Genomic DNA, 14,809 nt, shown 5'->3' with positions numbered 1-14,809 from the left:
CACGCCGCCATCGCGGGCAAGCCCGCTCCTACAGTGGATCGAGTTTCATCGTGAGCCGGCACAGACCGCGCCACACGCACGTACTTCTGACACTGCCTTTGGAAGCCGCCGTACGGTGCTGCCAAAGCACTGAAAACGCGGCTAAATAACAACCACAAGTCACCGCCAGGAGACACCCATGTCCACTGCGAATGCACCCACTGCGACGACGATCGCGGACCCGATTCAAGCGCTGTACCACAAGATCACCTGGAAGCTGATTCCGTTCCTGTGTTTCTGCTATCTGGCCGCGTACCTGGACCGGATCAATATTGGTTTCGCCAAGCTGCAAATGCTCGACCAGTTGCACCTGAGCGAAACCGCTTTCGGCCTGGGCGCCGGGCTGTTTTTCGTTGGTTATATCCTGTTCGAAGTGCCGAGTAACCTGGTGCTGGAAAAAGTCGGGGCGAAGATCTGGATCGCGCGGATCATGATCACCTGGGGCTTGCTTTCGGCCTGCACCCTGCTGGTCACCTCCTCCACCCAGTTCTACATTCTGCGGTTCCTGTTGGGTGCGGCTGAAGCGGGTTTCCTGCCGGGCGTGCTGTTCTACCTTACCACCTGGTTCCCCACCCATCGACGCGGGCGCATCATCGCCTTGTTCATGATCGGCTTGCCGCTGTCCAGCGTGATCGGCGGCCCGCTGTCCGGCTGGATCATGGGCCATTTCGACCAAACCGCCGGGCTGCGCGGCTGGCAGTGGCTGTTCCTGATCGAAGGCGTGCCTAGCGTGCTGTTGGGCATCTGGACCTTCTGGGCCTTGCCCAATAACCACACCGAAGCCAAGTGGCTCGATGACAAGGAAAAGAGCCTGCTGGAAAGCGAGCTGCGCCAGGACGAGAGTGGCAGCAAAGACAGCAAGCACAGCTTCCGTGATGGCTTTTTCAACCTGAAAGTGTGGATGCTCGGCGGTATCGATTTCTCGATTCTGCTCAGCGCCTACGCCATGGGCTTCTGGATGCCAACCTTAATCCGCAATGCCGGAGTGGTCGACACCTTCCACATCGGCGTGCTGACCGCACTGCCCAGCGTTGCCGCTTTGCTTGGCATGTTGTTGATTGGCGCCAGTTCGGACCGCCATCGTGAACGCCGCTGGCACATCATCGTGCCGTTCCTGATCGGTTCCGCAGCCATGGCCACCAGCACCTTCTTCACCCACAACGTGGTGGCGACCGTGGCGCTGTTCGCCGTTGCGTCGGCGGCGATCATCGGCGCGGTGCCGGTGTTCTTCAGCCTGCCAGCGACCTTTCTTACAGGCAGAGCAGCGGCCACCGGCTTCGCCCTGGCCTGCTCGCTGGCGAACATTGCCGGGCTGGTCAGCAACTCGGTGATGGGCATCGCCATCGACATCACCGGCAGCAGCGCCAGCGCGCTGTGGTTCTTCGCCGGTTGTCTGATCCTCAGCAGCCTGTTGGTGATAGCGTTGCCGGCCAAGCTGGTCAATCGCTAACCGCCTGTGTTTGAGTGGCACGTCGCCGACGGAATGTCAGGCGCGCCACTCCCCTCTGAAGTCATGCCAGAAAAAGGAAAAAAAGACATGCAAGGGTTTCTCAAAAGCTGTGCGCTGGCCCTCGCCGTGGGGCTGTCGGCCAGCTCACTGCAGGCTGCGGAAAAGGTCATCTTCGACACCGACTTCAACGTGCTCAACGATGACGGCCAGGCCTTCATCATGCTCGCCCAACTGCACGCGCAGAAGCGCATCGAGTTGCTGGGCATGACCCTGGTCAGCGGCAACGCCTGGGTCGATCAGGAGCAAGTCGATGCACTCAAGGCCGTCGAACGCATGGGCCTGGAGAAACAGGTCGGCGTTTACTCCGGCGCGGCCTATCCGCTGCTGCACGACTTCGCCACCTATGAGCAAGAGAAAGGTCTGTTCGGCTCCGGCTGGCCAGGTGCATTCAAAAACCCGCGACCCACGTCGGCCAGTCAATTGGTGGCGCCGCCCGATGGTATGGCGACCCACACCCAATTGCGTCCGGAGTCGGCCGCGCAGTTCATCATCGACAGCGTGAAGAAAAACCCGCATGAGGTGACCTTGCTGGCCGTCGGCCCGCTGACCAACCTCGCGCTGGCGATCCGCACCGCGCCGGAAATCGTGCCGTTGATCAAACGCATCGTGTACATGGGCGGCGCGGTGGAGATTCCGGGCAACACCACGCCGGCGGCCGAATTCAACTGGTGGTTCGATCCGGAGGCGGCGAAGATCGTGCTGCGCCAACCGATTGAACACGTGATCTTCCCCAACGACGTGTGTGAAAAGGTGATTTTCGACAGCGCCGTCTACACACGCATCGTGGCCAAGACCGGGGTGATTCCTGACCTGTACAAGCAGGTGTTTGGTCCGACCTTCGCCAAGGACCCGACCTACCACAGCTTTACGTGGGACAGCTTGCCAGCCCTGTACCTGGTGCACCCGGAGATGGTTACCGATGCGCGGGACATGTGGATCGACGTCGATGCACATTACGGCCCGGACTACGGCCGCGCCCTGGGCTACAAGAAAGGCGCCCCGGTGGGCACGCAGAAAGCCAAGGTGGTGTTCGGCATCGATCAGAAGGCGTTCTGGGATCAGTACGTTTCGCTGGTGACCTTGCCGGCGCCAGTTAAAGCGCCGTAATGACCCATTCCTGTAGGCGCTGCCAAAGGCTGCGATACGGTTCGAAGAACCTTCGCGTTGCTCAATTTACGACGGCTTCCCCGTCGATCGCAGCCTTCGGCAGTTCCTACAGGGGATTGCGATCAATGCTTACCCGGCGCCTCGAATCGACTGGCCCACTCGCCCAGTTGACTCAGGCGAATCTCCAGCTCGTTGAGCAGGCGCGCGGCTTTTTCCCGGGTGTCTCGGGCGTTGCCCTGTTGGGGGTCCTGGCCGATCAGGCTGAAGCGTTTGTTGATCTGCCCGGCGCCCAATACCTTGATGGTCGAACTGGCGGTGTGATTGATCAGCGCCACCAGTGCGCTGTTGGGATTGTCATCGGCGCTGCAACACATCAACGACACCACCTGGCCTTCACAGATCGGCAGGTTGCTGTCCAACAAACGCACCGGTTTTTCCACACCGTCGGCGCGGCGGATGCGGTAGCCCTGGTCCGACGCCAATACCTCGCCAGTAAAACAGGTGAAACTCAGCGAGCGTCCCTCGTGGCTGAATTTCTCGTCGATGAACTCGGCTGAGCGTGGGGTCAATGTGCTCAGGTACAAATTGCGCACACCGGCGGATGTTTCAGTGACTTTGCCTTTCATCTTGTCCAGGAAACCGATCACAAGCGCACGCTCCTCCCGTTGAAGTCGGCCGATCTTATGGCAAATGGCCGCCAGCGGATAGAGGCTGTTACAACTGTGTATCTTCGCGCAAATAATCCAGTACCTGATCGGCCTGGGTCTCGCAGGTCATGCCTTCGGGCCGGGCTTTGACACGCTCGATCACCGCCAACAGTTTGGTTTTGTTGTGCTCTAGCTTGATCTGCATGTCCTCAATCTGCTGGACCTTGAGCTCAAGGCTGGCGATCAGCTCTGCGTGTCGGGAGGCGTTGAACTCGTCCCCCGGCAATAGCAGGGACAGCTCTTCAAGCGTGAAACCCGCCTGTTGCGCGCATTTGATCAACTCCAGAATGCGCACCGCCTGCAGTGGATAGCTGCGATAGCCGTTGGCCTGACGCTTCACATCGCGAATCAACCCACGCGCTTCGTAAAATCGAATGTTCGAGGTCGCCAGACCACTACGTTTGGCCAATTCGCCGATGGAGAGGGTTTGCGCTTTCATAAACACCCGCTGGCTTTCGACAAAGCCGCTTGACATTAAAGTTAACTTTAACCTTAGGCTCCCATTATTCAACTTGAGGAGTCAATCATGTCGCCCTTCCAACCGCTGCTGTTACCCAACGGGGTCACCCTTCCCAATCGCATTGCCAAGGCGGCCATGGAAGAGAACATGGCTGATCTCCAGCAGAACCCTTCGTCGCCCTTGCTACGCCTGTACCAGGCCTGGGCCGACGGCGAAGCCGGGCTGTTGCTGACCGGCAATGTGATGATCAACCGCCGGGCAATGACCGGCCCCGGTGGCGTGGTGCTGGACCATGATTTGCCGCTGGAGACCTTCCGTCAATGGGCGCGCATCGGTCGCTCGAAAGGTGCGCAGTTCTGGATGCAGATCAACCATCCGGGGCGCCAGACCATGGCCAACCTCGGTCAGGGCTCGGTGGCACCTTCGGCGGTTGCGCTGGAGATGGGCGGCTTCTCCAAACTGTTCGCCCTGCCGCGCCCGATGTCGGAAAGCGATATCGAAGAAGTCATTCGCGCCTTCGCCCACAGCGCCTGGCTGGCGGAACAGGCGGGCTTCAGCGGGGTGCAGATCCATGCTGCCCACGGTTACCTGATCAGCCAGTTCCTCTCGCCGCTGACCAACCAGCGCATCGACCGCTGGGGTGGCTCGCTGGACAATCGCGCGCGGTTGTTGCTGGAGGTGGTGAAAGCGGTTCGTGCTCGGGTGTCGCCACAGTTCTGTGTCTCGGTGAAGCTCAACTCGGCGGACTTCCAGCGCGGTGGCTTTGATGCCGAGGATGCGCTGAAGGTGGTGCAGATGCTCAACGGGTTGCCGGTGGATCTGGTGGAGTTGTCGGGCGGCAGTTACGAAGCGCCGGCCATGCAAGGCGAAGCGCGAGACGGCCGCACCCTGGCGCGCGAGGCCTACTTTCTGGAGATTGCCCAAGAGATCGCCAAAGTCGCGAGCATGCCGATCATGGTCACGGGCGGCATTCGTCAGTTGTCGGTGGCCGAGCAGGTGCTCGACAGCGGCGTCGCCATGGTCGGCATCGGCACGGCGCTGGCCATAGAACCGGCCCTGCCCCGCCTATGGCGCGCCGGGCAAGCCAGTCATCCGCAATTGGCGCCGATCAACTGGAAAAGCAAAGCCCTGGCCTCGCTGGCGAACATGGCCGTGGTCAAGTTCCAGCTGCGACGCCTGAGCCAGGGACGCCAGCCAAAACCTGGTGTTTCAGCCCTGCGCGCGTTGCTGATTGATCGGCTGTTCATCGGCCGCCGCACCCGGCAATACCGCAACGCGATGAACCAGCAAAACGCGCGTTGACGGAAACCACCATTTATCGCGTATGAAAAATCCCGTTTGCAAAGTCAGAAGGCACCCGCGTATAACTGAGTGCCTACTCACCCATTAAACGGTTTCCCTGATTAACCATGGCCCGCCCGAAGAGCGAAGACAAACGCAACGCCATCCTTGATTCCGCTCTGCAGATTTTTGCCGAACAGGGCCTGGGCGCGGCGACCGCGAAGATCGCCAAGGGCGCGGGGGTGGCGGAAGGCACGCTGTTCAATTACTTCAGCACCAAGGATGAACTGCTCAACCAGTTGTACCTGGAAATCAAGACCGAGCTGAGTGAAGTCATGCTGCCCGGTCTCCCCCGTGGCGAGAGCGTCAAGAGCCGGATGCGTCATCTGTGGCACACCTACGTCGACTGGGGCGTGGCGTTTCCGGAAAAGCGCAAGGTCACCGCCCTGCTCAGTATGTCGGACCGCATCACCACTCAGACACAGGCGATCAGCGCGCACACCATGGCCGACATCAGCCTGACCCTGCAACACGGCATCGACTCCGGCACCTTCCGCGAGCAACCGCCGGCCTTCGTCGCGGCGATCATGCGCAGCCTGGCCGAGACCACTATGGACTTCATGAGCAATGAACCGGAGCAGGCCCAACGTTATCGCGACGCCGGTTTCGAGGCGTACTGGAATGCCATTGCCGCAAGCTAAACGCTTTGATTTATAAATGAGTGATTACGCACTCATATACCACGATCAACCCACAGCAACAGGAGACACACCATGTCCAACGTCTGGTTAATCACCGGCAGTGCCGCCGGTCTCGGCCGCAACCTTGCCGAAGCTGTACTCGCCGCAGGCCATCGCCTGGTCGCCACGGCGCGTAATGCGCAACGCCTGGACGACCTGGTTCAGCGCTACGGCGAGCAGATTCGCACCGTCGAACTGGACGTCACCGACCCCGTCGCTGCGCGCAATGCCGTGCAAGTGGCGGTCGACGCTTTCGGGCGTCTGGATGTTCTGGTCAACAACGCGGGCTATGGTCAGTTGGTGCCTTTCGAGCAGACCGAAGAGGCCGCCTTCCGCGAGGAGTTCGATACCAACTTCTTCGGTGTGGTCAATCTCAGCCGTGCCGTGGTTCCGTTGATGCGCGAACAGCGTTCGGGGCACATCATCCAGGTCTCGTCGGTCGGTGGGCGCACGGCAACGGCGGGCATGAGCGCTTACCAGTCAGCGAAATGGGCGGTCGGCGGATTCTCTGACGTGCTGGCGCTGGAACTGATGCCGTTGGGGATTCACGTCACTACGCTTGAACCGGGTGGCATGCGGACAAACTGGGTAATACGTGCGGCGAGCAGCGAGGTGTCGGTCATGCCTGAGTATCAGGAAACCATCGGCAAGTGGCAGGAACTGCTCAAGCAATATGCCGGCAATGAAAACAGCGATCCGGACAAAGTGGCGCAAATCGTATTGCAAGTGGCTGAGCACGCCGAACCGCCGCAGCGCCTACTGATCGGCAGCGACGCCGTGCACTATGCTGGTTTGTCAGAATCGGCCCGCGCGGCATCCGATGCACAATGGAAATCGGTCAGTGTGTCGAGCGACTTTTTCGCCACGCCGATCCTGCCGAAAGTCTGAGGAACCACTGAATGAATGTTCTGCTGTTTGGTGCCACCGGGATGGTCGGCCTTGGCGTGCTGCGCGAGTGCCTGGCCGCTGAGGACGTAAAACGCGTAGTGACGGTCGGGCGTACTGCCACCGGGCAACGGCATGCCAAGCTGACTGAAATCGTGCGGCCGGATCTGTTCGATTACACGGGGCTCGACGCTGAGTTACAGGGCTTCGATGCAGGCTTTTTTTGCTTGGGCGTTTCATCGGCGGGGATGTCGGAAGCTGACTACAGCCGACTGACCTACGACATCACCCTAAACGCAGCGACGACCCTGGCGCGCCTCAACCCGCAGATGACCTTCGTCTACGTGTCCGGCGCCGGCACCGACAGCAGCGAACAAGGGCGCAGCATGTGGGCGCGGGTCAAGGGCAAGACCGAAAACGCCTTGCGCCGGTTGCCATTCAGAGGGGTGTACCTGTTTCGACCGGGGGTGATCCAGCCGTTGGATCAGGTGCAATCGAAAACCGGCTCTTACCGGATCTTTTACAGTGTCGCGAGCCCACTGCTGCCCTTGTTGCGCTGGCTGATGCCGAACCTGGTGTTGACCACCCGCGTGGTCGGCCAGGCCATGCTCAACGCGGCTCGCCGTGGGGCTGACAGTGCCGTGTTGGAAGCCAGGGATATCAATGCTTTGGCCAATCAGCAGGTTTGAGAGTGAAACACGGTCTCTGTAGGAGCTGCCGAAGGCTGCGATAAAGTCAGAGCTTTCACTGCGATTTAGTACCCATCGCAGCCTTCGGCAGCTCCTACAATGGGATCGAGCTTTTGATCCACCCGCTATTATTTCTTCAACGCGTCATAGGCTTCCAGCGCATGCAGCGAGTAGATATAGGCCGCGCCGGCATTCAACGAAATGGCGGTCGCCAGCGCTGCCGCCACTTCTTCACGGGTGGCACCGGCCTTGATCGCTGCTTCGGAATGCGCGCCGATACATCCGTCGCATCGGGTGGTGATGGCCACGGCCAGCGAGATCAATTCACGGGTCTTGGCGTCCAGCACATTGTTTTCCGCCGCCGCGTCACCCAACGCCATGTAAGCATTGACCATTTTCGGATTGGACTTGCTCAGCGCGCCAAAACTTTTCTTGATAGTACCTACGAGGTCAGGCCAATTGAGGAACATTCTGGTATCTCCATTAGACCGGGCTTAGACTGCGCCGGCGACAGACACAGTATTCATCCGTCTCGAATGGCGGGCTTGCGCGATACGCTCAACTTCTTTTCCGATACTCGCAAATGAACTCCATCGACAAACTCATCGCTCTGGCGGACGTTCGTGGCAACCTGGACCTGCGCTGTCAGTTGCAAGGCGACTGGGCGCTGGATCACGACCAGGAAGCGGGAGGCATCGCTCCGTACCACATCGTACTGGCTGGCGAGTGTCTGGCAGAATTGGCCGACGGACAGCGCATCCGCCTCAAGGCCGGAGACATCCTGGTATTGCCCTCGGGCACCGGGCACTTGTTGGTCAGTAAGGGCGTGCGGGTGGCGCCGAGCCAACCCGAGCGCATCGAAGGCGGCCTGCTGACCCTGAAACGCATGGGCACCACGGGCGAAGAGCTCGATGTGTTGTGCGGTCGCTTCCTGTACAACCGCGACTCGATGCTGTTCGGCGCCCTGCCCGGTCATGTGCTGATTTCCAGCACCGAGCTGCAAGCCGGCGATCACCTGCCCGCGTTGGTGGCGCTGCTGCGCGGTGAAGCCGATGCCAACAAAACCGGCGGACAATTCATCATCAATGCGCTGACGTCGGCGTTGTTCGCCTTGATCCTGCGCGCCCATTTGCACAACCAACCCCAAGCGTCCGGCACCCTGGCGTTGATGAACGACAAACGCTTGAGCAAAGTCTGGCAATCGATACTGGACGACCCGGCCCACGACTGGACCATCGAGGGCCTGGCCAGTATTGCCCTGATGTCCCGCGCGACGTTCATGCGCAGCTTTACCAAACTGGCCGGTATCTCACCCTGGGTGATGTTGACCCGAGTGCGCATGGAATTGGCCTACAGCCTGCTGACTAGATCCCACAGCGGTTTGAGCGACATCGCCGCACAGGTCGGCTATCAATCCCAAGCGGCCTTCAGCAAGGTGTTCAAGGAAACCTATGGCGAGGCACCGGGGCGTTTTCGACGGAGCGCCGACTCAGCCACATCCGATTAGACCAACACTGCGCCCCCGTCGATAACAAACGTCTGGCCCGTGCTGAACGCGCCACGCATCAGAAACAGATAGGCCGCCGCGACGTCGTCAGCCTCACCGACCTTACCCACCGGCAGTGCCTGGCTGGCCTTGGTGTACATCGCCTGACGCTGCTCTTCGCTCATGTCCTGCCACAGGTCGGTGCGGATCAGCCCCGGCGATACCGCATTGACCCGAACCGGCGCCAATTCCACCGCCAGCGCCCGGGTCAATGACTCGATCGCGCCACACACACTGGCCCCCAGCACCCAGCCGTGTTGTGGCCGCAAACCGGCAATACCGGTGGTCAACACGATCGAGCCGCCCTCACGAATCTGCCGTGCGCCGTACTTCGCCGCAGCCAGCGCCGCCCAATAACGCAAATCGAAAGCCTTGCGCGCCTGCTGCAGGTCAGTGTCGGCCAAAGGCCCCAGGCGCAGGCGATCACCGGCGGTAAACACCAGGTGATCAAAGGCGCCCAGCGCACCGAAGAAATGCTCGATGGCGCGCTCGTCGTTGAGGTCCAGGGTATAGCCTTTCACCGGGCCACCTAGCCGCTGAATCGCCTCCTGCAAACGGCGGCTGTTACTCGACACGATCACCACCTGGGCGCCGACCGCCAGCGCTTGCTGCGCCACGGCAAAGCCAATTCCGGACGACCCGCCGAGCACTACCACTCGCTGGCCTTGCAAGCGAGTGTCGAGATTGGACGTGGTTTGAGTGTGGGGCATGAAGTACTCCGAGGATGTTATGAAGGGGCGACGGTTCGCGCATCGCGCACGGCCCAGTGCAGACAGCCACAACAGGCCACCAGCGCGGCGACTTCGCCCAGGGTTGCCGGCCAGAACCAGCCGTAGAGAAACAAGGGCGCCGCCAATGCCGAACCGAGGGCGCCGCCGACAAAAAAGGTTGCGATATACAGGCTGTTGAGCCGATTGCCCGCGTCAGGTTGCAGCGCCAACACCCGGCGCTGGGAAATCACATGACACGCCTGTACCCCGGCGCTGATGAAAAACGCGGCCAGCGCCACACGCCATAACGCGTCATCAAGGGCAAATGCCGCGCAACTCAGGGCCACCAGCGCGCAACCCAGCAACGACGCGGCAGACGACCAACCGCGATCCGCAGCCCAGCCGGCCAGAGGAGCGGCCAACGCCCCGCCCGCACCGATCAAGCCGAACAGCGCCAGTTGGTGGGTGCTCAACAGGTGCCGAGTTCGAAGCTCAAGCGGCAAGCAGGTCCAGAACAGACTGAACACGCCAAACAGCAGCGCCTGAATCAACGCCCGCCGGCGCAATTCGGGATGGGCGCGCCACAGCGGCAACAACGACATTAGCAGCCTCGAATAACGCGCGCCCGGCGCCGGTTGGCGTGTTGGCAGCACCCGTCGCAAGACCAGCGCCAAGCCGCCGATCAGCAGCGCATCGGCGGCGAACAGGCGCTGCCAGCCAATCTGTGCATTAACCAGATTCGCCACCGGCCACGCCAACAAGACCCCAAACAACAAGCCCGCCGTCACCTGCCCTACGACGCGCCCGCGATTGTGTGGACGGCTCATGGACGCAGCGAGCACCACGATCAACTGCACGGCAATCGCCGAAACACCGATCGCAAAACAGGCAAACAAAAACCAGCTGGCCCCAGGCGCCAGTGCCGCCAAACTCAATGCGGCCACCGACAGCAACAAGGTCACACCCAGCAACCGGCGATTTTCCAGCACATCGCCCAGCGGCGAGATCAGCAACAACCCCAGGCAATACCCCAACTGCCCCACCGTTATCACCAACCCCGCTGCCGACGGCGACATCCCAAGGTCACGTCCGATAACGCTGGCCAATGGCTGGGCAAAGTAACTGCCCGCGGTAATCAGGGTGCAGGCGAACGCAAGGAAGATCGTCAACCAAGGCGAAATATCGTGGGGGTGAGCTGGACGGGTGGGATTCATCAGAGAACCTCAGCGGCTGGGTGACAGTGCCATTGAGGTTATAGGGGTTGCTGGTATGACTGAAGCGCCGGGGTGTCAGTTGTTTAATGATTAATAGTCATAAATAAAGGCAGTCAGCTTTGTTCCACTCAGAAGAAAATCTGTAAGTGAAGACACGCCTGCTTTGGATGAAAGACGGCAACAACACTGTGGCTGTTACGGCCCTTTCGCAGTTCAAGCCTGCGCCTACAGTGGATCTGTGGCTTGATGAGAATCTGTGGATACCCTGATCCCGTAGGAGCTGCCGCAGGCTGCGAACAATTGACATCGCGAAGGTCGTTCCGACCTTATCGCAGCCTTCGGCAGCTCCTACAGATTGAAGTCAACTTCAGGCTTTTATCCAGCCTCAAATTTCTGTGGGAGCCAGGCTTGTCGGATCGCCGCACCGCTGCGAAGACCGACTGATAGGCGCGACACAATGGCCAGACAAAAAAAGCATGCCCCTACCCCGCCAACCGCTTCACCATCTTCTGCGTAATCCTCTGCCGATTTTCATACCCCGCCCACGGGTCTTTCTTCATCCCCTCCAGCCGCTCATGCAGGTTGCCGACTGTCCATTGCTGAGCCGACGTCAGCCCGGCCAGTTCGTCGCGGCGGATGGGCACGGAAACCGGCAACCCCGGCCTGGCGCGGACTGAATAGGCCGCGACGGTGCTGCCGCCCCGGGTGTTGCGCAGGTAGTCGATGAAGATTTTGCCCACGCGGTTTTTCGGGCCCATGGTGGCGGTGAAGCGTTCCGGCAGTTGTCGGGTGATGAACTGGGCCATGGCTTTGGCGAATCCTTTGACGCTGTCCCAATCCGCCTGACGCGCCAGCGGCACGACGATGTGCATGCCTTTGCCGCCACTGGTTTTCAGAAAGGCCTCAAGGCCGAGTTCGTCGAGCACGCTGAGGATCAACTGCGTGGCTTCGAGCATGCTGCGCCATGGCAGCGCGGGGTCTGGATCGAGGTCGAGGATGAGGCAGTCCGGGGTTTCGATCTTGTCACTGGTGGCGCCCCAAGTGTGGAATTCGATCGTGCCCATCTGTGCCGCGCCGACCAGCGCTTGCAGCGTATCGATTTCCATCAGGCGCGCATGCCCGGGGTCGAGTCCGGGGGCCAGTTGTTTGATGTGCGGGATCGACAGTTGCTCGGCATGTTTCTGGAAAAACTGCTCACCGCTGACGCCTTCGGGGCAGCGCAGCAAGGCGACCGGCCGATGCTTGAGGTGCGGCAAAATCCAGTCGGCGATCGACTCATAGAACTGTGCCAGTTCGAGTTTCTGCGTGCCGCTTTCGGCGTCGATCACCCGGTCCGGATGACTGATACCAACGCCAGCAACATCGATTTTACCCTTGTCGGTTTTCGCTTCCGGCGTGGCTTTGAGCTCTTTCGCCGAACGTGGCTGCTCATGCACCACCTCACCCGCCGGCTTGTCGCTGCGCAGGGCAACGAACGCCGCTTGGCGCAAAATTCCTTCTCGAGTCCACTCGGCAAATTCGGCTTCACAGACCAGAGTCGGCTCGATCCAGTGCACGCCTTTGGCTTGTTCAGCCGTGAGCTTTTTCGCCAAGGGCGAGGTCTTGCGCTCCAGCGTGCTCATCTGTTCGTGCAGTTTTTTCAACGTAGCCTGACTGAAGCCTGTACCGACGCGCCCGGCGTAGACCAATTGCGGATCATTGACCGCCAACAGCAACGCACCAAAACCGCTGCGACTGCCTTGCGGCTGGGTATAACCGACGATCACGAATTCCTGGCGCAAGCGGCATTTAAGCTTGATCCAATCGGGACTGCGCCTGGACACATACAGGCTGCCAGCGCGCTTGCCGATTACCCCCTCCAGCGACATGGCGCAGGCGCTTTCGACAATGTCCCGGTGGTTGGCGGTAAAGGCATCAGAGAAACGCAGCAGACGACTGCGCTGCTTATCCACCACTTTTTTCAGGGCCGCGCGACGTTCCTCCACCGGGGTATCGCGCAAGTCTTCGCCATTGAGGTACGGCGCGTCGAACAGGTAATACACCACGTCTTTACTGCGGCCGATCTCAAAGGCGTTCTGCAAGGCTTGAAAGTCCGGCAGGCCTTTGTCGTTGAGCATCACCATCTCACCATCGAGCCAGCTGTCTTCTAGTTTCATTGCGGTCAGCGCCTTGGCTTGCAGCGCCAGACGCTCGGTCCAGTCGTTGCCATTGCGGCTGACCAAGCGGACTTTACCGTCGCTAAAATGGGTCAGTATCCGATAGCCGTCGAACTTGATTTCGTACAGCCATTCGCCGCTGGGTGGTTTATCGACCAGAGTTGCCAGCTGCGGTGCCAGAGTTACTGGGACCTTGATTGACGCTTTTTTGGCCTTGGCTTTCGCGACCGGTTTGGCTTTACGCGCCTCCCCCACGCCTTTGCCGCTGACCACGCTTTTAGGTAACGCTTGGACAATGTCGTATTCGTCGGCCGGCCGGGCCACTTCGTCCTTTTCCTTGATCAGCAACCACTGCTCCTTATTGCCGCTGCCTTTGAGGTGGGTGCGAACCAGCGCCCATTCGCCAGTGAGTTTCTCGCCGATCAAGGTGAACTTGAGTTTGCCGTCCTTATAGGTCGCTTTGGGATCGCCATGCGGTTGCCAGACGCCGTGGTCCCAGACGATCACGTCGCCGGCGCCGTACTGCCCTTCGGGAATACTGCCTTCGAAGCCGGCATAGCCAAGGGGGTGATCTTCGACGTGTACCGCCAGGCGCTTTTGTTTCGGGTCCAGGCTCGGACCTTTGGGCACGGCCCAGCTCTTCAGCGTGCCATCCAGTTCCAGGCGAAAGTCGTAATGCAGGTTGCGCGCATCGTGTTTGTGCACCACAAAGCCCAATGCTTTAGCGCCTCGCGTTGCCTTCTTCGGCGCCTCCTGCTCGGCAGGTTCCGAGGTGATGTCGAAGTTGCGTTTGCGCGTGTATTCACTCACTGGCTTGGCCATGATCGATTCCCTTGCCCGATTTCTGAACGGGATCCGCAGTCCTCAGGAAGCTTTGCTGGTTTTCTTGCGCGGAGTCTTGCTCGGCGCCTTGCTAGCGGATCTCGGTTTGGTGGCCGGCTTCGCTGGAGCCGAAGGCTTGCCGCCGAGGCTGCGCTTGAGTAACTCGGTGAGGTCGATGACATCGGCGCTCTTGCGCTCCGGCTCGCCGACGTTGGTTTCGACGTCCTCGATCTTGCCTTCGCGGGCCTTGGTTTCGACCAGCTGCATGATTTTTTCTTCGAAGGTGTCGCGGTATTCCTCGGGCTGCCAGTCAGCGCTCATGTCCTTGACCAACCGCTTGGCCATGTCACGTTCGCTTTTGCTGAGGGTCGCGTCGGTGACGGCGTCGGTCAGCTCCAGCGTGTCCAGACCACGGACCTCAGCGGGCCAGCGCAGGATCACCAGCACCATCGCCGACTCCAGCGGCATCACCGCCGCCAAATGCGCACGGGTGTGCAGTACCACGTAGGCCAGCGCGACTTTTTTAGTGTCGACCAGGGTTTCACGCAGCAGGGCATAGACTTTTTCGCCGCGCTTATCGGGGGTCAGGAAATACGGGGTGTCGATGTTCTGCAGGGGGATTTGTGCGCTGTCGACAAAGCCGAAAATATCGATGGTCTGCGTCGATTTGGGGTGGGCAGCACGAATCTCTTCTTCGCTGAGCACCACGTAACGGCCCTTTTCATACTGCACGCCTTTGACGATATTTTCCTTGGTCATCTCCTTGCCGGTGACCTTGTTGATGCGCTTGTAGCCCACCGGGTCCATGCTGCGCTTGTCGAGCCAGTCGAAATCCACCCCGTGGGACGACGTCGCCGACACCAGCGCCACCGGGATATGCACCAACCCGAAACTGATCGCGCCCTTCCAGATTGCCCGAGCCATGGCCTGACACCTTGTAGTG

The 14,809-nt window shown here is 60.3% G+C and carries 14 protein-coding genes; 7 read left to right on the top strand and 7 right to left on the bottom strand.

Annotated elements, in window-relative coordinates; all coding sequences use genetic code 11:
- Window positions 1–178 precede the first annotated feature (178 nt).
- Entirely contained in the window at window positions 179–1,489 is a 1,311-nt protein-coding gene (locus ACF0H7_RS08855) for an MFS transporter (RefSeq protein ID WP_397452388.1), read from the top strand.
- Between the two features lie 87 nt (window positions 1,490–1,576).
- Window positions 1,577–2,656, top strand: a complete 1,080-nt coding sequence (locus ACF0H7_RS08850) for a nucleoside hydrolase (protein WP_397452387.1) — start codon at window positions 1,577–1,579, stop codon at window positions 2,654–2,656.
- Window positions 2,657–2,778: 122 nt separating this feature from the next.
- Here ACF0H7_RS08850 and ACF0H7_RS08845 read toward each other — a convergent pair whose 3' ends face one another.
- Window positions 2,779–3,303, bottom strand: a complete 525-nt coding sequence (locus ACF0H7_RS08845) for a hypothetical protein (protein WP_397452386.1) — start codon at window positions 3,301–3,303, stop codon at window positions 2,779–2,781.
- Between the two features lie 67 nt (window positions 3,304–3,370).
- Window positions 3,371–3,838, bottom strand: a complete 468-nt coding sequence (locus tag ACF0H7_RS08840) for a MerR family transcriptional regulator (protein ID WP_397452385.1) — start codon at window positions 3,836–3,838, stop codon at window positions 3,371–3,373.
- Between the two features lie 51 nt (window positions 3,839–3,889).
- On the opposite strand from ACF0H7_RS08840, the gene ACF0H7_RS08835 reads away from it, so the two are divergent.
- The 4 genes from ACF0H7_RS08835 to ACF0H7_RS08820 all read left to right on the top strand — a co-directional run bounded on the left by ACF0H7_RS08835 (window position 3,890) and on the right by ACF0H7_RS08820 (window position 7,418).
- Window positions 3,890–5,125: an NADH:flavin oxidoreductase/NADH oxidase family protein gene (locus tag ACF0H7_RS08835; protein WP_397452384.1), complete on the top strand. Its 1,236-nt coding sequence runs from the start codon at window positions 3,890–3,892 to the stop codon at window positions 5,123–5,125.
- A 107-nt stretch (window positions 5,126–5,232) separates the two neighbouring features.
- Window positions 5,233–5,805, top strand: a complete 573-nt coding sequence (locus tag ACF0H7_RS08830; protein WP_397452383.1) for a TetR/AcrR family transcriptional regulator — start codon at window positions 5,233–5,235, stop codon at window positions 5,803–5,805.
- A gap of 72 nt (window positions 5,806–5,877) precedes the next feature.
- Complete coding sequence (locus tag ACF0H7_RS08825; protein ID WP_397452382.1) at window positions 5,878–6,732, top strand: oxidoreductase; 855 nt, start codon at window positions 5,878–5,880, stop codon at window positions 6,730–6,732.
- 11 nt (window positions 6,733–6,743) lie between these two features.
- The gene (locus ACF0H7_RS08820; protein WP_397452381.1) at window positions 6,744–7,418 is read left to right on the top strand and encodes an NAD-dependent epimerase/dehydratase family protein; all 675 of its coding nucleotides are present in this window, start codon (window positions 6,744–6,746) and stop codon (window positions 7,416–7,418) included.
- A gap of 128 nt (window positions 7,419–7,546) precedes the next feature.
- On the opposite strand, the gene ACF0H7_RS08815 is transcribed toward ACF0H7_RS08820, so the two are convergent.
- The gene (locus tag ACF0H7_RS08815) at window positions 7,547–7,888 is read right to left on the bottom strand and encodes a carboxymuconolactone decarboxylase family protein (protein ID WP_397452380.1); all 342 of its coding nucleotides are present in this window, start codon (window positions 7,886–7,888) and stop codon (window positions 7,547–7,549) included.
- A 113-nt stretch (window positions 7,889–8,001) separates the two neighbouring features.
- On the opposite strand from ACF0H7_RS08815, the gene ACF0H7_RS08810 reads away from it, so the two are divergent.
- Window positions 8,002–8,925: an AraC family transcriptional regulator gene (locus ACF0H7_RS08810; RefSeq protein WP_397452379.1), complete on the top strand. Its 924-nt coding sequence runs from the start codon at window positions 8,002–8,004 to the stop codon at window positions 8,923–8,925.
- Here ACF0H7_RS08810 and ACF0H7_RS08805 read toward each other — a convergent pair.
- The 4 genes from ACF0H7_RS08805 to ACF0H7_RS08790 all read right to left on the bottom strand — a co-directional run bounded on the left by ACF0H7_RS08805 (window position 8,922) and on the right by ACF0H7_RS08790 (window position 14,790).
- Complete coding sequence (locus tag ACF0H7_RS08805; RefSeq protein WP_397452378.1) at window positions 8,922–9,674, bottom strand: SDR family oxidoreductase; 753 nt, start codon at window positions 9,672–9,674, stop codon at window positions 8,922–8,924. The two genes, ACF0H7_RS08810 and ACF0H7_RS08805, sit on opposite strands and share 4 nt — an antisense overlap.
- A gap of 17 nt (window positions 9,675–9,691) precedes the next feature.
- Window positions 9,692–10,888: an MFS transporter gene (locus tag ACF0H7_RS08800; RefSeq protein WP_397452377.1), complete on the bottom strand. Its 1,197-nt coding sequence runs from the start codon at window positions 10,886–10,888 to the stop codon at window positions 9,692–9,694.
- A gap of 482 nt (window positions 10,889–11,370) precedes the next feature.
- Window positions 11,371–13,866: a DNA ligase D gene (gene ligD / locus ACF0H7_RS08795; protein ID WP_397452376.1), complete on the bottom strand. Its 2,496-nt coding sequence runs from the start codon at window positions 13,864–13,866 to the stop codon at window positions 11,371–11,373.
- A gap of 42 nt (window positions 13,867–13,908) precedes the next feature.
- Complete coding sequence (locus ACF0H7_RS08790; protein WP_397452375.1) at window positions 13,909–14,790, bottom strand: Ku protein; 882 nt, start codon at window positions 14,788–14,790, stop codon at window positions 13,909–13,911.
- Between the last annotated feature and the right edge of the window lie 19 nt (window positions 14,791–14,809).

Source organism: Pseudomonas sp. NA-150, from assembly GCF_044336365.1.
Lineage (GTDB): Bacteria > Pseudomonadota > Gammaproteobacteria > Pseudomonadales > Pseudomonadaceae > Aquipseudomonas.
This window is presented reverse-complemented; position numbering and strand designations above follow the sequence as displayed.

Excerpts from the sequence above, each read along its gene's own strand:
- ACF0H7_RS08850 (WP_397452387.1), top strand. The coding sequence starts at position 1,577 with ATGCAAGGGTTTCTCAAAAGCTGTGCGCTGGCCCTCGCCGTGGGGCTG.
- ACF0H7_RS08820 (WP_397452381.1), top strand. The coding sequence starts at position 6,744 with ATGAATGTTCTGCTGTTTGGTGCCACCGGGATGGTCGGCCTTGGCGTG.
- ACF0H7_RS08800 (WP_397452377.1), bottom strand. The coding sequence starts at position 10,888 with ATGAATCCCACCCGTCCAGCTCACCCCCACGATATTTCGCCTTGGTTG.
- ACF0H7_RS08815 (WP_397452380.1), bottom strand. The coding sequence starts at position 7,888 with ATGTTCCTCAATTGGCCTGACCTCGTAGGTACTATCAAGAAAAGTTTT.
- ACF0H7_RS08840 (WP_397452385.1), bottom strand. The coding sequence starts at position 3,838 with ATGTCAAGCGGCTTTGTCGAAAGCCAGCGGGTGTTTATGAAAGCGCAA.
- ACF0H7_RS08810 (WP_397452379.1), top strand. The coding sequence starts at position 8,002 with ATGAACTCCATCGACAAACTCATCGCTCTGGCGGACGTTCGTGGCAAC.
- ACF0H7_RS08835 (WP_397452384.1), top strand. The coding sequence starts at position 3,890 with ATGTCGCCCTTCCAACCGCTGCTGTTACCCAACGGGGTCACCCTTCCC.
- ligD (WP_397452376.1), bottom strand. The coding sequence starts at position 13,866 with ATGGCCAAGCCAGTGAGTGAATACACGCGCAAACGCAACTTCGACATC.
- ACF0H7_RS08805 (WP_397452378.1), bottom strand. The coding sequence starts at position 9,674 with ATGCCCCACACTCAAACCACGTCCAATCTCGACACTCGCTTGCAAGGC.
- ACF0H7_RS08830 (WP_397452383.1), top strand. The coding sequence starts at position 5,233 with ATGGCCCGCCCGAAGAGCGAAGACAAACGCAACGCCATCCTTGATTCC.
- ACF0H7_RS08855 (WP_397452388.1), top strand. The coding sequence starts at position 179 with ATGTCCACTGCGAATGCACCCACTGCGACGACGATCGCGGACCCGATT.
- ACF0H7_RS08790 (WP_397452375.1), bottom strand. The coding sequence starts at position 14,790 with ATGGCTCGGGCAATCTGGAAGGGCGCGATCAGTTTCGGGTTGGTGCAT.
- ACF0H7_RS08825 (WP_397452382.1), top strand. The coding sequence starts at position 5,878 with ATGTCCAACGTCTGGTTAATCACCGGCAGTGCCGCCGGTCTCGGCCGC.